Genomic DNA, 15,557 nt, shown 5'->3' on the forward strand with positions numbered 1-15,557 from the left:
TCGCGCGCCTTATGGGCAATAGCCGCGCGTGATCGTGCCCACCCGCGCCACTCTGATTCAACCCTCTTTCCCTCCCGTTCGAACAGCCGTTTCACCGCTCGCGAGCGTCGCGCCGGCCTAAAGTTCGCCCTCGAGCGTCCGTTCACCTCACTGGTTACGAGATCGATCGTGCGCCGCGCAGACGAAAGCAACGAACTGCACGGTTGCGCGCCAGCACGAACCCGGTTGACGCGCTTGCCGGTCATTCGTCGCATCGCCAGCGAAGGAAATGCAGTGAAATCGTCTGTCTTTACGAACGCCATCGCCGTGGCGCTCGCCGCGGTTGGATTCATCGCCGCACCGGCCGCACAAGCCACACTCGGCCAGCGCGCCGACAGCGTCGCGGCCGACGCAACGCGCCTTTCCGCCATTGCCCACGCAAGCAGCGTGCACGCGGCCTACACGGTTCACACGATCACCCTGCCTTCGGGCACGGTCGTGCGCGAATATGCCGGCGCCGACGGCATCGTGTTCGGCGTTGCATGGGACGGTCCGACCCTCCCCGATCTGAGAGCCACGCTCGGCGCCGCATTCGACCGCTTCACGGGTGCGAGCCCCACGCGCGGCAGCGGGCCGCTCGCTGTGTCGGCAAGCGATCTCGTCGTCTACTCCAGCGGACATCTGCGCGCGTTCTCGGGACACGCGTATTTGCCGCAAGCACTCCCGAATGGCGTCGACGCCACCGTAGTTCGTTAGGAGCGCCGACGATGTTGCGATTCTCGATCTCGAAAGCGATGAAGGCCGCCGCGGCGCTGCTGATTGCCTGCCTCACCGCGGCCTGCGGCGGCGGTGGTTCCGGCGGCGGCAATTCGGTCAGCAATAACTCCGCACAAACGTCGGCGCCCACGTCGTCACTGGCCGCCAATGTCGCGGCGATCGCCGTCGACCATGGCGTGGCTGGCGTGCCAAACATGCCGTTCGTGAGCGTCACCGTTTGCACGCCGGGCGGTGCGAGTTGCCAAACGATCGATCACGTGCTGGTCGATACGGGATCATGGGGCCTGCGCGTATTCGCCTCGCAGTTGCCCGCGTCGGTCTCGCTGCCGCAACAAACCACCGACAACGGCGGCTCCCTCGCCGAGTGCATGCAGTTTTTCGACGGCTACACTTGGGGCTCGGTCCGCATCGCCGACGTGCAGATCGCCGGGGAGCGCGCCGCGTCGCTGCCGATCCAAGTGATCGACGCCAATTACGCGGCCGTGCCGGCTAGTTGCTCGAACACCGGCGCCGCGCGCAATACGCCGAGCACGCTCGCGGCCAACGGCATTCTCGGAATCGGTGTGTTCAAACACGACTGCGGCGCGGCGTGCGCCAACCAAGCGATCGCAGGCACCTACTACGCTTGCGCGGGGACGAGTTGCCTATCGACCGCCATTGCGGAATCAAGGCAGGTCGCCAACCCCGTGCCCTACTTCGGCGCGGACGGCAATGGCGTCATCGTCAGTCTCCCCGCCGTGCCAAGCGGCAGTGCGACGAGCGTGACGGGACAATTGATCTTCGGCATCGGCACGCAAAGCGACAACACGATCGATGCCACGGCACACGTGATCGGGGCGGATCCGTCGCGCGGCGTGTTCACGACCACCGAAAACGGAACGACCTACTCGGGCAGCATCATCGATAGCGGCTCGACGGGCCTGTTCTTCGCCACGAACCAGATGCCCGCCTGCGCGAGTCCGAATCAGAGCTATTACTGCCCCGGCTCGACCGAGCAGTTCAGCGCGACCAACGTCGGCACGAACGGTGTCGCAAGCACGGTCGGGTTCAGCGTGGGCAACGCCACGCAGATCTGGCAAGCATCGGGCGGGGCAGCGGCGATGCCGCTCTTCGCGGGGCCTGCGTTCGTCGGCTCCCAAGTGTTCGACTGGGGCTTACCGTTCTTCTACGGGCGCAACGTCTACACCGCCATCGAGCAAGAAGCGACGCCAGCCGGCACGGGGCCGTACTTCGCCTACTAAGGCTAAGGCGCGCGAAGCCGATCGGGTTGCGCGAGCACGTCCATCAGCGCCTCGCGCAACAGGGCCATGGGCCGCACGAGCCGGCCCGGCAGCGTGCCGTGCACCAACCAGACGTTCAGGCCGCCCGAAAACTCGGGCGCTTCGATCGCCTGCAGTGCATCTTTGTAAGCGCTGGCGGCAAGCTGGCTCGGCGTGACGATGCCCAATCCCACTCCACGCGCCACCAGCGAAAGCTGCAATTCCGAGCCGAAGGCTTCCACCGCGACTTCGAATCGCAGCGAGGCCGCGCCAAGCGCCCGGCCCAGCGCCGAGCGCATGCCGCATCCGTCCTGATTAAGCACCCACGGGTGTTGTGCAAGTTCGGCTAGCGTAAGCCGCGGCGCGCCTCGTCCGCGGCCACCCCTGCGCGGCAACTGCATTGAACGCGGAGCAACGATGACCGTCGGTTGCACGGCCAGCAGCGTCGCGGTGACCGTCTCGGGCATCGCGGCCGCAGCCGGCGCCATGATGACCGCCGCGTCCACTTCCGCCCGCAGCGCCCGCTCGAGCAACGCGGGCGACCACGCCGCCGTCACCCGCAACGTGAGGCGCGGGAACGCCGCGCGCAAGCGGTCGATCGGCTGCTCCAGCGCAAGCTCGGAGAGGAACGGCGGCACGCCGATTTTCAATTCGCCGGCGGGCTCGCTGCCGGGCGCGGCAACGGCCAGCAAATCGTCCACGCTGCGCAGCACCGCGCGCGCCAGCGCATAGACTTCCTTGCCCGCGCCGGTGGGCTTCATCGGCTTGCTCTGCCGATCGAGCAGCGCCACACCCAGCGTCGTCTCGAGGTTCTGCACGCGCCGCGTCAGCCCCGGCTGCGTCACATGCAGTTTCTGCGCGGCGCGCACCATCGATCCGCTATCGACGACTTCGACGAAGGCTTGCAAGTCTCGCGTATTCAAAACAACTCCGCATAATCAATATCGACATATTTCAATTGTCGCATATGTCCCACGAGCCTACGATGGCCGCTCCCCAACCGCTCGTTCGACCTCCTCATGAATGGTCCTCCCCCCTCCCCCGAGTTGTCCTGCCCGAGCGCAGCACCGGCGGCGCTAGATCGCCAAGGCGCGCATCGGCTCACCACGTCACTGACGATCCTATTTGCCGCTGCGGTCGGCATCATCGTCATGGACCTGTTCGCGGCGCAGCCGCTGATTGGCCCGATTCAGCGCTCGCTCGGCCTGCCCGACTCCTTGACCGGCGCCATCGCGATGCTGCCCCAACTCGGCTACGCCTTGGGGCTCGTCCTACTCGTGCCACTCTCCGATCTGCTCGAAAACCGGCGGCTCGTGGTGCGCACGCTGGCCGCTTGCGCGGCATTGCTCGGCGTCGCAATGCTCGCGCACGACGGACTCGTCTTTCTCGCCGCGCTGTTCTTGGCCGGCGCCAGTTCGAGCGTGATTCAAATGCTGGTGCCGATGGCGGCGTCGATGGCCTCGGAAGCTCGCCGCGGACGCGCCGTCGGCAATGTCATGAGCGGTCTCATGCTCGGCATTCTGCTGTCGCGGCCGCTGGCGAGCGTCATTGCCGGCTCGATCGGCTGGCGCGCCTTCTACGGGGTCGCGGCCGTCGCCGATGCGGTGCTCGCGCTCGTGCTCGCCGTGCGCTTGCCGCGCCATGCGCCGCTCGTTTCGACGACGTACGGCGCGTTGCTGCGCTCGCTATGGACGCTGCTGGTATCGGAACGGGTGCTGCAGCGGCGCGCGGTTTCGGCGGCGATGGCGATGGGCGCATTTAGCGCGTTTTGGACCGCGATCGGACTGCGCCTTACACACGGTCCTTTCGATTTCAGCTTCTACGACATCGCCTGGTTCGCGCTCGCAGGCGCGGCCGGTGTCGTGGCGACGCCGCTCGCCGGCTTGGCCGGAGACAAGCGATGGGGCCGCAGCGCGCTCCTCGCCGGTCATACGAGCATGGTGATCGCGCTCGTGGCGAGCGGCATCGTCGGCGCCGGCTGGTTCGGCTTCGACGCAAGCGCCCATAAGAGCCTGGCCGTCGCACTGCTGGTAGCGGGCGCGGCCACGCTCGATGCTGGCGTCGTCACCGATCAAACGCTCGGCCGCCGTGCGATCAATTTGTTGAACCCCGCCGCGCGCGGGCGCCTGAACGGGCTTTTCGTCGGCATCTTCTTTATCGGGGGCGCTGTCGGCGCATCGGCGGCCGGGGCAGCATGGGCCTGGGCGGGATGGAGCGGCGTTTGCGTCGTTGGGCTCGCCTTTGCGGGCACGGCGTTCGTGCTGGGCCTGTTGCCCGGGGCGCACGAATAGCGGGCGCTATCCGTGCGGAACCGGCGGCAAATCAATCGCGAATCAGTGGCGAACGAGCGCCATCATCGCGCCGAAGCCGACGAAGACGCCGCCCGTCAGCCGATTGAAGGCCTGCGCGACGCGCCCGCTCTTGAGCGTGGAGCCGATGCGCGCGCCGCACAGCGCATAGACGAGGTACCAGCTGACCTCGATCACCGCGAACGTGGCGACGAGGATACCGAACTGCGGCAGGGTCGCCTTCGATGCGTCGATGAATTGGGGCAGTAGCGCAGCGGCGAACAGAATCGCCTTCGGGTTGCTGCCCGCGACGAGAAAGCCGTTGCGGTAAAGCGCGCCGAGCGAGCGCTCGCGTTTGGTCGGCCCTTCTTGCGCCAGTGCTTCATCGGCGTTCGCTGCGGCCGGCACGCTCGCACGCCACGATTTCACGCCGAGATAGATCAAGTACGCGGCGCCGATCAGACGCAGCGCGTCGAACATGGTCGGCCATGCCTTGAGGAACACGCCTAGACCGGCCGCCGATACCGACAACATGATGACGAGCGCGGAGAGGCATCCGGCCATCGTCGCCGTTGCACGGCGCAGGCTGTGCTGGGCGCTGTGCGTCATCACGACGAGCATGTTCGGCCCGGGAATGGCTGAAATCACGAAAACCGTCGCGACGAACAACCACCAGGTGTGCAAATTCATGATGCGAGGCTTCCCAAAGAATGGCGCAAAACGTCGATTATGCGCGCGATCTCATAGCCATGCAGGCGCTCGCGCATCGGGTTTCGCCGCTGCGTCGTGTGCAGCGGGCGCGCTCGCCTCGCCTCGCACGCAAGCGATCGATCAGCGCCCGGCGCGCCGCGCGGCTACCTCGCCGAGCACGGCAAAGTCTTTCTCGCCCTCGCCTCGCGCCATGACTTCCAGCAAGTTGTCGCGCAGCAGGCTGCCGATGGGCATCGGCGTCGAATTCGCCTCGGCCGCAGCCAATGCGAGCCGGACGTCCTTCAGGCCGAGCCGCGCCTTGAACAAGGCCGGCTCGTAGCGCCGCTCGGCGATGAGCTTGCCGTAGCCCGCATACACGGGCCCCGGGAATACGCTGGACGTGATGACATCGAGGTAGTCGGTTACCGTCACGCCATGCGCGGTGAGAAGCGATGCAGCCTCGCCAAGCGTTTCGATGGCCGATGCGAGCGTGAAGTTGGCCGCGAGCTTGATGACGTTGGCGTGTTCCGGCAGGGAGCCGATGCGCCAAGTCTTCTGCCCGATGGCGTCGAACACGGGTTGGACGCGGTCGATCGCTTCGGCCGGCCCCGCCGCGATGATCGTCAGCTTCGCAGCGGCCGCCACGTCGGGCCGACCCATGACCGGCGCCGCCACATAGTGGATGCCGCGCGCGGCATGATCGCGCGCCTGCGCCTGCGCGAGCGCGATCGACACCGTGGACATGTTCACATGGACGAGCCCGCGCGGCGCGTGCTCGAGCAAGGCCGCATCCACCACGTCGAGCACTGCCCCATCGTCGGCGAGCATGGAAAACACCGCGTCGCCCGAAAAAGCGGCCGCCGGCGCGTCGACGATGCGCGCACCGAGTTCCGCTAGCGGGGCGGCCCGCTCGCGCGTGCGGTTCCATACGCGCACCTGATGGCCCGCTTTGAGCATGTTTTCGACCATCGCATGGCCCATGTTCCCCAAACCGATAAAGCCGACATCCATCGCTTGTCCCCTCGCAGAAACGAAAAAGCGCAGTAAAGCACGATTGCGGCGAATTTGCCGGCCAGCGAGGGCGGCGCGGGCCGCGCACGCGGGCGTAGTCGGTGCGATACTCGTTCGATGCCTACCGTCACCGCCACGTTCCGGTTTTACGAAGAACTGAACGATTTCCTCGCGCGGCCGCTGCGCTCGCGCGCGTTCAGCTGCGTCTGCGCCCGCAACGCCACGACCAAGCACATGATCGAGGCCCTCGGCGTGCCGCATACGGAGGTGGAATTGATCCTCGTGAACGGCGAATCGGCGGGATTCGATCGCGTGCTCGCGGATGGGGATCGCGTCGCCGTCTATCCCAAGTTCGAAGCGCTCGACGTAACGCCGCTCCTGCGCGTGCGCGAAAGGCCGTTGCGCACAACACGGTTCGTGGCCGATGCGCACCTGGGCGGCCTCGCGCGGCTGCTTCGTCTGGCCGGTTTCGACACGCTGTACGACAACCATTTCGCCGACGACGAGATCGAGGCGCTCGCCGCCTCGCAAGAGCGCATCGTGCTCACGCGAGATCGCGAGTTGCTCAAGCGCCGCACGATCACGCACGGCTGCTACGTGCGCTCGCTCAAACCGCAAATGCAACTGCAGGAAGTCGTCGATCGGCTCGACCTGGCCGGGAGCGTGCGCGCGTTCCGGCTGTGCCTCACCTGCAACGCGCCGCTGCGGCGAATCGATCGAGTCGAAGCGCAAGGCCGCGCCCCCGAAGGCGTGCTCGAGCGGCATTCGCAATTCGTCACTTGTGACGTATGCAGGCGCGTCTTCTGGGAGGGATCGCATTGGGAGCGGATGCGCACGCTCATCGATGCGCTCGCCCCACCGCCTCGCCCGGCCTCGTGAAACGGGGCGGCATCGCTTCGACGAACCCCGCGCGATTTCAGGCCACCGCTGCCACCGCCGACCGTTGCCACTGTTGCGCCGATCCCACATCGCCTTCGCGCGCCAAGCCGGTTCGAACCCGTTCAATCTTCAGGACGACGAAGCATTCTTGGCGCTCGAGCGCACGCTCGGGCGCGAAAAAATTGAGGTGGCACCAAACTCGCTTATTGACGCATCTTCGATGCAACAACTAAAATTCAACCAATTCCACAAATGGGGCATATGCCTTGGACAGTTGCAGTAGTCGACCTTCGAACAGTATTTCCGCCTGATCGGCACGACGTCCGCTAATGCTTCCCTAAGCCGCCGTCTTGCCAGCAGGCAGACGGTGCGCGCCGCAGTTTCTCCCTAGTTCTCCGCGCATCGATTTTCGAATGGCCAACGCGCCGTTCGGACGCCGCTTCGCGTGTATCTCACGCAAGCGCGTCCGTCGGTTCGAAGCCGCGAGCGGCTTGCGCTCGCGGTTCGCACGCACACGCCGGCCCGCGCTCGCCACGAGCTAAAGCGCGCGGCCGCCGTGCCGATGAACACGGTCGTACGCGCCATGCGCGAGCGCTAGAGAGAAAGTAGAAATGTCCACACCCATCAACGTTTCGCCCACCCGGGGCGCCGTGCTCGACGACGCGCACGTCGGCGACATCAAAGGGGCCTTCGGGACGATCGCTCACCACGACACGGCGCCGCGCCGCGGGTGGGCCGCCCGTCTGCGCACCCTGCTCGCGATCTTGGGGCCGGGGCTCATCGTCATGGTCGGCGACAACGACGCCGGCGCGTTCGGCACTTATACGCAGGCGGGCCAGAACTACGGCACGACGCTTTTGTGGACGCTCGCACTGTTGATTCCCGTGCTGTACGTCAACCAGGAAATGGTGTTGCGGTTGGGCGCGGTAACGGGCGTAGGACACGCCCGCTTGATCTTTCAGCGCTTCGGCAAATTCTGGGGTGCCTTCAGCGTGGTGGATCTGTTTCTGCTCAACGCGCTGACCATCGTCACCGAATTCATCGGCATCACGTTCGCGCTCGGCTTTTTGGGCGTGCCCAAAGTGCTCGGCGTGTGCATCGCGGCCGTCTTGACGATGGCCGCCGTCAGCACGGGCGACTTCCGCCGCTTCGAACGGTTCGCCATTGTGCTCTGTGTGCTCAGCCTGCTGCTCGTGCCAGTGCTCGTTTCGATCCATCCGCCGGTCGGCACGATCGCACGCGATTTCCTGGTGCCGAGCTGGCCCCAGCACGCGAGGCTCTCCGACGTCATGCTGCTCGTGATCGGCATCGTGGGGACGACCGTTGCGCCGTGGCAGTTGTTTTTCCAGCAAAGCTACATCATCGATAAGCGCATCACGCCGCGCTTCATGAAGTACGAAAAGATCGATCTGTGGATCGGCATCGGCTTCGTCGTGGTGGGCGCGGTCGCAATGATGGCGTTCACGGCGGCGCTGTTCGCCGGGCGCCCGGAATTCGGTCGGTTCACCGATGCCGGCGGTGTCATCGCGGGGCTGCACAGGTATGTCGGCGAAACGTCGGCCACCATCTTCGCCGTCGCGTTGCTCGACGCTTCCATCATCGGAGCCGCCGCCGTGTCGCTCTCGACGGCCTATGCGATCGGCGATGTGTTCGGCATTCGCCACTCGCTGCATCGCAGCGTGTCCGATGCGAAAGGCTTTTACGTCGTCTACTTCGCGATCATTGTTTTCGCGGCCGCGCTCGTGCTGATGCCGGGTAGCCCGCTCGGGCTGCTCACGGTTGCCGTGCAAACGCTGGCCGGCGTCCTGCTGCCTAGCGCCACGGTCTTCCTGCTCTTGCTGTGCAATGACAAAGCAGTGCTCGGCCCATGGGTGAATTCGAAACGGCTGAACGTGTTTACGGGCGCGGTGGTCGCCGTCCTGGTCGTGCTCTCGATCATCTTGACCGCCGCAACCGTCTTTCCCGACATCTCGGGCCAGGCCATCGTCGCGATTCTCGCCGGTGGGGCGTTGCTGTTCGCTGCAGCATATCTCGGCACGGAAGCGTGGCGGCGCATGACCCGCGCGAAGGACGATGCACAGCTGGCGACTACGCCTGCGCCACATGAGCTTGCTCATCGCAACGCCTGGCGCATGCCGCCGCTGCACGAGCTGCCGCCGCCCGTGCTGACGCTCACGACGCGCCTATGGATGGGGGCGCTGCGCGGCTACCTCGTCGTTGCCGTTGGGCTCGTCATCGTCAAGGTGGTGCAGATGGCGATGCATTGAGGGCGTAAGCGGCGCCGAGCGAATTGGCGCGATCATCGAGCAAGCGATAGTAAAGGCGAAGCCATTGGCTTCGCCTTTCTTTTACCGTCGCACCGCATCCTCACGCCGTGGCTTCGTCCTTCGCGGCATAGCATCCGCGCGCAGCGGCGCTGTTCAATTTCGCACGCTTGAGCAGCGCCTGCTGAGCGATGCCGATGTTGGCGGTCTGGCCACGCCAAGCGTCGAGCGGCGGCTCTTGTAGCGCGCGACCATAGGAAAAGCTGAGCGGCCACGGACGGCGGCCGATCCGATTGATCGCATCGAGGTGAGCGCTCGCTTGCACCGGTGTTTGCCCGCCCGACAGGAAATAGATGCCGGCAACGGCCGGCGGCACCGTGCGGCCGAGAACCGACACCGTGCGCGCAGCCACTTCGCTCACGCCGGCTGCACGCGCGGCAGCTTTGCCGGCCAATACCATGCTCGGTTTGAGCAGCATGAGCTCCAACGCCACGCCATGCCGGTGCAGTGCGTGAAACACCTCGTGCAATACCGCTTCCGTCACTTGCGCGCAGCGGTCGATCGAGTGACCGCCATCCATCAGCACCTCGGGTTCGACGATCGGCACGATGCCCGCTGCTTGGCAAATGGCAGCGTAGCGCGCCAGCGACTCGGCGTTGGCTTCGATGGCCAGGCGGCTCGGCAATGTATCCGACACGTTGTAGACGGCGCGCCACTTCGCGAATCGGGCGCCTTGCGCCTTGTATTTCTCGAGCCGCGCGGCAAGGCCGTCGAGCCCTTGCGTGATCTCGTCGCCTTCGGCATGTGCAAGCGGGATCTTGCCCGTATCGACCTTGATGCCCGGAACGATGCCCTGCCGCGCAGCGAGGCTCGGTAGCGGCTCGCCATCGGCGGCGCACTGGCCAAGCGTTTCTTCATAGAGGATGACGCCGCTCACATATTGCGCAAGGCCCGGCGTCGACAGCAAGAGCTCACGCCACGCACGGCGGTTTTCCTCTGTCGATTCGACGTCGATGCTCTTGAACCGCTTCGCGATGGTGGGGCCGCTTTCGTCCGCGGCCAGTAGGCCTTTGCCGTTTTGCACGATGGCGTCGATCGTGGCTTGCAGTGCGCTGTCCGTTTGCATCGTCTGCTCCTCCTAGGGCGAAAAAGCTTCGTGCGCGGAACCGAGCGCGCGCGAGGCCTCGTTCCAGTGTGCGCGGCAGAGCATGCATGTGCCAGCTGTCGATGTGCGCTCGACCGCTTTTGGCCGTTCGAATAAGCGAGCAATCGCAGTGCCCGCACCCGTGGGCGAGCGCGGCATGGGGACGAAGAGAAGGCCGAGCGCATCGCACGGGGGAGCGCCGCCGATGAGCCGCAAAAAAAGACCGCGGACCGGCGAGCCCGCAAAGGCAAGCCGGCCCGCGGTCGGACCGAAACCGACGACCTGCGTCGCATCGGCGGCCGAAGACCCGCCGAGCGACTGGCCGAACCTGGCAGACCCCGCTCAGCGCGCCGGCGCGCGACGGGTTCCCTTCAAGAACGGCAGCTGACGAAACACATTGAATGCGATCAGATTGCCCAGCACGACGAGCGCGAGGCCAATCACCGCCGGGGCCGACCATCGATAGCCTTCGAACACGGTCGACACCGCGAGCGCGACGAAGGGAAACAAGACCGTGGAATAGGCCGCGCGCTCCGGCCCGATCCGGCCGACGAGCGTCAAATACGTGGTGAAGCCGATCACCGAACCGGGCACGGCCAGATACAGCAGGGCACCCAAATACCGCGGCGTCCATTCGGGTTGAAACGAGAAGCCCGCTGCGAGGCTGCCCAGCGTCAACACGCTAGCGCCGATCAGCATGGCCCAGCCGTTGGTCACGCTAGGATGCAGGCCCATCGACTGCATCCGGCTGGACAGCAGATTCCCGGCAGAAAAGCACATCGTGCCGACCAGGGTGATCGCTAGGCCCAGCCACATCGTCTTGTCGCCTGCGTGGTCCGCAACCTGAGGCGCGAACAGGCAGAGGATGCCGACAAGGCCCAGCAGGGCGCCCAGGATCGCGCTCGGCTGCAGCGCGCGGCCCATGAACAGCCGCCCGTTGACCGCGTTGAACAGCGGGGCGGTGGAAAACACGACTGCGACGAGGCCGCTCGGCACGATTTGCTCGGCGTAGTAGAAGCACAGGAAGTTGCAGCAAAACAGCGCCAACCCCTGCGCGAACAACAACGGCCAGGCGGCGCGGGGCGGGCGCATCGGGCGGCCCGTCATGCGCACGATCGCCAGCATGACGATCGAGGCAAGGATGAAACGGAACGCGATGGAGACGGGCGGCTCCACGACACCGGTCTGCCACTTGATGGCGATCCAAGTCGTGCCCCAAATCAGCACCGTGGTCGAATAAAGCAGCAAGTTCATGAGGCTCTCATGTTCTGTCGAAGGTTTCGCAACGGGCCGGTATGCCCAAGCGCGTTCACTATGCGGCGGCGGCGCACGATTCGCGTTGTCTATCCTTGCGGTTTTATTCCCGCGCACGGGGCGCGACGGCGGGCACGGGTGCGCCGCTTTCTCTATACTCATGCGGTCATGATCCGATTCTTATCGCCGCCGTGAACGCGAGCCCCTTCGCCCTTGCCCCGACCGACGCTTCGTGCGTCGATGCACCGCCGTTCGGCATGCATTCGGTCGGCGTGACGCTGGCCAACGCGAATGCCACGCTGGAGCGTTTCGCCTGGCTGGGGGATCGGCTGGCCGCGGCGATTTGGCGGCGGGACATCGTCGAAGACGAAACGGCCTACGATCGGCCCGGCCATCACACGCTCTCGTGCTACCTGAACGGCGGCTATCGCACCGAGCGGCAGAAGCTGCCCGGCCAGTACGGTGCGCCGGCTCGGCTGTGCGCGCTGCCGGGCGACCACGAATCGCGCTGGTGGGTGCGGGGCCACATGCATTTCTTCCATCTGTACTTCCTGCCCGAGCACTTCACCCAGCGCGCCGTGCAAGAGCTCGATCGCGAACCGCGCGAACTGACGCTGGCCGATCGCACCTACTTCGAAGACGCCCATATCGCCGCGCTGTGCCGCGCGCTCGCGGCGCAATCGTGGGACGCGCCCGACGAGCGCCTGCGCGCGAACGAAGCGGCCCACGAAATCCTGAGCCTATTGCTGCGCAGCCAATCTGTGCGCCGCAGCGACGCGCCCGTCAAGGGTGGCCTCGCGCCCGTCGTGCGGCGGCGCTTGCGCGATTACATCGAAGCGCATTTGTGCGGCGCGATTACGCTCGGCGACCTATCAGAGGTCGCTTGCCTGTCGGAATTTCATCTGTCGCGCATGTTCCGGGCCTCGTTCGGCATGCCGCCGCACGCCTGGATTGCGGGCCGGCGCGCCGAGCTCGCGCGGCAATTGCTGCGCACGACGCTACTGCCGCTGGACGAAATCGCCGAACGAGCCGGCTATGCCGACGCAAGCCATTTCAGCCATCGGTTTCGCGCGGCCGTGGGCGCCTCGCCGCTCGCTTATCGGCGGGCGCTCAAATGCGACTTCAACGCTTCGATGACGGCTGCGACTTTCGGCGAAGGCTGACGCGCCGAGGGGTAGACGGCTTGGATCGCGGCAGGCTCGCCCGCCCATCGCGGAAATAGACGAACGAGCCGCCCGGCCGCCAGGTCCTCTTCGATCGAAAAATCGGTAAGGAGCGCGAAGCCTGCGCCCGCGAGCGCGGCCGCGCGGCAAGCGGTGGCCGTATTGGCAACGAACGCCGGCTGGCAGCGGACCCGCAAGCGCTGCCCGCCCGCGCCCGACAAGGCCAGGGTGTTGGGGTGCGGGATCGTCGATAAGGCCACGAACGGCATCTCGCTCAGGCCGCCCGGCGATTTGGGCAACTTGTGGTGCGCGAGGAAGTCGGGGCTGGCGACGAGCCAGCGCAGATACTGCCCGAGCCGAGCCGATCGATAGCTCGAATCCTTTAGGTTTCCTAAACGAATGGCTAGGTCGATCCGCTCCGCGACGAGATCGGCGTATCCGTCCGCGCACATCAGTTCGATTTGCAACTGCGGATGCGTGCGCTGCAGCGCGACCAATGCCGGCGCCACGACGAGCGCCCCGTAGTCGATCGGCGATGCAATACGCACTGCGCCGCGCAATGGTCCCGAGTGAGTGGCGATGGCGGCGAGGGCATCGCTTGCCGTGCGCAGGCACGCCCGGCTCGCTTCGTACAGCGTGCGCCCTGCCTCGGTCAAGCTCGAGCGCCGCGTCGTGCGCACGATCAGCGTCGTGCCCACTTCCGCTTCGAGGCGCTGCATATGCGTGCTGACCATCGTCTTGGCCAGCCCGAGCCGCTCTGCCGCCGCGCTGAGCGAGCCGCTCTCCACCACGGCCGCGAAGACGACGAGACGATTGAGATTGATATCGCGCAATTGTGGCATGAGCGATTGTCCACCTTCGATGGATTGTGATTCGTCGATTATCCATCTTATGCGGCCAATCCGGCTGCGATACGCTTCGCATCGAGTCAATCGATCTTCTTTCATCGTAAGGACCAGCCCTATGCCACTCGCTCGCCCCGATCGCCCGATCCGCCTTCACTCGATGCGTCTTTCGGGCCATGCCCATCGCGCAAAGCTGTTTCTGAGCCTGCTTGGCCTGCCGTTCGAAACGATCGAAGTGGATGTTCGGGCGGGCGAGCAACGCACCCCGGCCTTTCTAGCGATGAATCCCTTCGGGCACGTACCCGTGATCGAGGACGGCGAGACGATCGTGTTCGATTCGAACGCAATACTCGTCTATCTCGCGAAGCGCTACGCCGATGCATCGTGGCTGCCGGAAGACCCCGTCGGCGCGGCGCAGGTGACGCAATGGCTCGCTCTGGCGGCGGGTCCGATCGCCTATGGGCCATGCGCGGCCCGTCTCGTGAAGGTGTTCGGCAACGACCTCGATTACGACGCCGCCGTGCGCACGGCGATCAAGCTGTTCGATGTCATCGAACCGATGTTCGGCACGCGAGCCTTCGCCATCGGAGCGCAGCCGACGATCGCCGACGTCGCGGCCTACACCTACATCGCCCATGCGCCCGAGGGCGGTATTTCGCTCGCGCCGTATCCGAACTTGCGCGCTTGGCTCGCACGGGTGGAAGCACTGCCCGGCTTCGTCGCCATGCCGGCAGTCGCGCCCGCGCCGGCGACGCAATCGTAGAACCCGTAGGTCGCCCTACTCCTAGACGAGGATGCTTGCGCCATGAGCACCGAAACGCACGAACGCCGCCCCGTCATGCCGCCGCCCGGCTGGGACCTCGACGACGCACCGTTCCATGCCGGCGAAATTGCCGTGCAGACGCGCGCCGGCGTACGAGAAAAAGCCGAAATAGGCGGGCGGCGCGGCATACGCCGCTATTTGCCCGAACAGCACCGGCAGTTCTTCGCGCAATTGCCGTTCATCGTCCTCGGCGGCATCGATGCCCAAGGGCAGCCCTGGGCCACATTGCGTGTGGGCGATCCGGGTTTCGTCTCTTCGCCCGATGCGACGACGCTGCGCATCGCGGGCGAACCACTCGACGGCGATCCGCTCGCCCGCGCCTGGCGGACAGGCGCCGCGTTGGGAGGCCTCGGCATCGAGCCGCCGACGCGCCGGCGCAATCGCGTCAACGGCATCGTGACCGCGGACGACGACGGCGTCCTGACGGTGAACGTGCGCCAAAGCTTCGGCAATTGCGCGAAGTACATCCAAAGCCGCACGCCGACTCGCATCGAGCAAGGGCGGCCGGCCACGGAACGCGCTTCTGAACGCCGGGCCGCGACGCTCGATGCGGCCGACCGGACGCTCATCGCGAGCAGCGATACGTATTTCATCGCCACGCGCAGCACGCTGGCCGACGACGCCGCGTCGCAAGGCGTCGACGTGTCGCATCGCGGGGGACCGCCGGGGTTCGTCCGTATCGAGGACGAGCGCACCTTCGTCGCCCCCGACTATCGCGGCAATCAATTCTTCAATACGCTCGGCAATCTTGCCGAAGACAGCCGCGCGGGGCTGCTGTTCATCGATTTCGACCGCGGCGACCTGCTCTATGTCGCTGCGCGCGCCGATATCGTCTGGGAAGGCGCTGCGCTCGAGACGTTTGCCGATGCTCAGCGACTCGTGCGGTTCACGGTCGAAGAAGTGCGACGCAGTCCCGCATCGCTGCCTTTTCATTGGTCCGCGGTCGAATATGCCCCGCAGTTCGCCATCGCTAACGCGGCGTCGACGCTATCGAGCGGCAACTGAACGTCAGGGAAGCGGAGCCGGTCCTCGCCTAGCGGCGGCCGGCTAACGCGCCGCCCACGGCCAGGGCAAGGTGGGCGTTGCCGCCATCGATATGAGCGTCATTTATAAAAACAATTATCATTCTCATATCGATAGCTTTTACCATGAACACCTCATGCAAGGGGAACGAGGTGCGT

Annotated in this window: 14 protein-coding genes; 8 read left to right on the plus strand and 6 right to left on the minus strand. The window is 65.7% G+C overall.

What is annotated here, in order from left to right; genetic code table 11:
- Positions 1 to 300: 300 nt before the first annotated feature.
- Positions 301 to 735, plus strand: coding sequence for a DUF2844 domain-containing protein (locus MMB74_RS24670; RefSeq protein WP_277431330.1), 435 nt, complete (start codon positions 301 to 303; stop codon positions 733 to 735).
- Positions 736 to 746: 11 nt separating this feature from the next.
- Entirely contained in the window at positions 747 to 1,997 is a 1,251-nt protein-coding gene (locus tag MMB74_RS24675; protein ID WP_277431288.1) for a DUF3443 domain-containing protein, read from the plus strand.
- Positions 1,998 to 1,999: 2 nt separating this feature from the next.
- Here the strand turns inward: MMB74_RS24675 and MMB74_RS24680 are convergent, their stop codons facing one another.
- On the minus strand, positions 2,000 to 2,938 hold the full coding sequence (locus MMB74_RS24680; protein ID WP_277431289.1) for a LysR family transcriptional regulator: 939 nt from the start codon (positions 2,936 to 2,938) through the stop codon (positions 2,000 to 2,002).
- A 96-nt stretch (positions 2,939 to 3,034) separates the two neighbouring features.
- Between MMB74_RS24680 and MMB74_RS24685 the strand changes: the two genes are divergently transcribed.
- Positions 3,035 to 4,306, plus strand: a complete 1,272-nt coding sequence (locus MMB74_RS24685; protein ID WP_277431290.1) for an MFS transporter — start codon at positions 3,035 to 3,037, stop codon at positions 4,304 to 4,306.
- A 42-nt stretch (positions 4,307 to 4,348) separates the two neighbouring features.
- Here MMB74_RS24685 and MMB74_RS24690 read toward each other — a convergent pair whose 3' ends face one another.
- Together MMB74_RS24690 and MMB74_RS24695 are read right to left on the minus strand one after the other, a co-directional pair.
- The gene (locus MMB74_RS24690) at positions 4,349 to 4,993 is read right to left on the minus strand and encodes a LysE family translocator (RefSeq protein ID WP_277431291.1); all 645 of its coding nucleotides are present in this window, start codon (positions 4,991 to 4,993) and stop codon (positions 4,349 to 4,351) included.
- 141 nt (positions 4,994 to 5,134) lie between these two features.
- On the minus strand, positions 5,135 to 6,238 hold the full coding sequence (locus MMB74_RS24695; RefSeq protein ID WP_277431292.1) for an NAD(P)-dependent oxidoreductase: 1,104 nt from the start codon (positions 6,236 to 6,238) through the stop codon (positions 5,135 to 5,137).
- Here MMB74_RS24695 and MMB74_RS24700 point away from each other — a divergent pair.
- On the plus strand, positions 6,122 to 6,883 hold the full coding sequence (locus MMB74_RS24700) for a Mut7-C RNAse domain-containing protein (RefSeq protein WP_277431293.1): 762 nt from the start codon (positions 6,122 to 6,124) through the stop codon (positions 6,881 to 6,883). The genes MMB74_RS24695 and MMB74_RS24700 overlap by 117 nt on opposite strands.
- A 611-nt stretch (positions 6,884 to 7,494) precedes the next feature.
- On the plus strand, positions 7,495 to 9,150 hold the full coding sequence (locus MMB74_RS24705) for an NRAMP family divalent metal transporter (RefSeq protein WP_277431294.1): 1,656 nt from the start codon (positions 7,495 to 7,497) through the stop codon (positions 9,148 to 9,150).
- A 100-nt stretch (positions 9,151 to 9,250) separates the two neighbouring features.
- Here the strand turns inward: MMB74_RS24705 and MMB74_RS24710 are convergent, their stop codons facing one another.
- Both MMB74_RS24710 and MMB74_RS24715 read right to left on the minus strand, forming a co-directional pair.
- Complete coding sequence (locus MMB74_RS24710; protein ID WP_277431295.1) at positions 9,251 to 10,273, minus strand: class I fructose-bisphosphate aldolase; 1,023 nt, start codon at positions 10,271 to 10,273, stop codon at positions 9,251 to 9,253.
- 360 nt (positions 10,274 to 10,633) lie between these two features.
- The gene (locus tag MMB74_RS24715) at positions 10,634 to 11,545 is read right to left on the minus strand and encodes an EamA family transporter (protein WP_277431296.1); all 912 of its coding nucleotides are present in this window, start codon (positions 11,543 to 11,545) and stop codon (positions 10,634 to 10,636) included.
- 257 nt (positions 11,546 to 11,802) lie between these two features.
- Between MMB74_RS24715 and MMB74_RS24720 the strand changes: the two genes are divergently transcribed.
- The gene (locus tag MMB74_RS24720) at positions 11,803 to 12,708 is read left to right on the plus strand and encodes an AraC family transcriptional regulator (RefSeq protein WP_277431331.1); all 906 of its coding nucleotides are present in this window, start codon (positions 11,803 to 11,805) and stop codon (positions 12,706 to 12,708) included.
- On the opposite strand, the gene MMB74_RS24725 is transcribed toward MMB74_RS24720, so the two are convergent.
- Positions 12,642 to 13,550: a LysR family transcriptional regulator gene (locus MMB74_RS24725; protein WP_277431297.1), complete on the minus strand. Its 909-nt coding sequence runs from the start codon at positions 13,548 to 13,550 to the stop codon at positions 12,642 to 12,644. The two genes, MMB74_RS24720 and MMB74_RS24725, sit on opposite strands and share 67 nt — an antisense overlap.
- Positions 13,551 to 13,671: 121 nt before the next feature.
- On the opposite strand from MMB74_RS24725, the gene MMB74_RS24730 reads away from it, so the two are divergent.
- Both MMB74_RS24730 and MMB74_RS24735 read left to right on the plus strand, forming a co-directional pair.
- Entirely contained in the window at positions 13,672 to 14,316 is a 645-nt protein-coding gene (locus MMB74_RS24730) for a glutathione S-transferase (RefSeq protein ID WP_277431298.1), read from the plus strand.
- 42 nt (positions 14,317 to 14,358) lie between these two features.
- Positions 14,359 to 15,381, plus strand: a complete 1,023-nt coding sequence (locus MMB74_RS24735) for a pyridoxamine 5'-phosphate oxidase family protein (RefSeq protein WP_346780710.1) — start codon at positions 14,359 to 14,361, stop codon at positions 15,379 to 15,381.
- Positions 15,382 to 15,557 lie beyond the last annotated feature (176 nt).

This window comes from Trinickia sp. Y13 (genome assembly GCF_029522115.1).
GTDB lineage: Bacteria > Pseudomonadota > Gammaproteobacteria > Burkholderiales > Burkholderiaceae > Trinickia.

Coding starts and splice junctions, on each gene's coding strand:
- MMB74_RS24715 (WP_277431296.1), bottom strand. CDS start 11,545: ATGAACTTGCTGCTTTATTCGACCACGGTGCTGATTTGGGGCACGACT.
- MMB74_RS24690 (WP_277431291.1), bottom strand. CDS start 4,993: ATGAATTTGCACACCTGGTGGTTGTTCGTCGCGACGGTTTTCGTGATT.
- MMB74_RS24720 (WP_277431331.1), top strand. CDS start 11,803: ATGCATTCGGTCGGCGTGACGCTGGCCAACGCGAATGCCACGCTGGAG.
- MMB74_RS24735 (WP_346780710.1), top strand. CDS start 14,359: ATGAGCACCGAAACGCACGAACGCCGCCCCGTCATGCCGCCGCCCGGC.
- MMB74_RS24700 (WP_277431293.1), top strand. CDS start 6,122: ATGCCTACCGTCACCGCCACGTTCCGGTTTTACGAAGAACTGAACGAT.
- MMB74_RS24710 (WP_277431295.1), bottom strand. CDS start 10,273: ATGCAAACGGACAGCGCACTGCAAGCCACGATCGACGCCATCGTGCAA.
- MMB74_RS24730 (WP_277431298.1), top strand. CDS start 13,672: ATGCCACTCGCTCGCCCCGATCGCCCGATCCGCCTTCACTCGATGCGT.
- MMB74_RS24675 (WP_277431288.1), top strand. CDS start 747: ATGTTGCGATTCTCGATCTCGAAAGCGATGAAGGCCGCCGCGGCGCTG.
- MMB74_RS24705 (WP_277431294.1), top strand. CDS start 7,495: ATGTCCACACCCATCAACGTTTCGCCCACCCGGGGCGCCGTGCTCGAC.
- MMB74_RS24725 (WP_277431297.1), bottom strand. CDS start 13,550: ATGCCACAATTGCGCGATATCAATCTCAATCGTCTCGTCGTCTTCGCG.
- MMB74_RS24685 (WP_277431290.1), top strand. CDS start 3,035: ATGAATGGTCCTCCCCCCTCCCCCGAGTTGTCCTGCCCGAGCGCAGCA.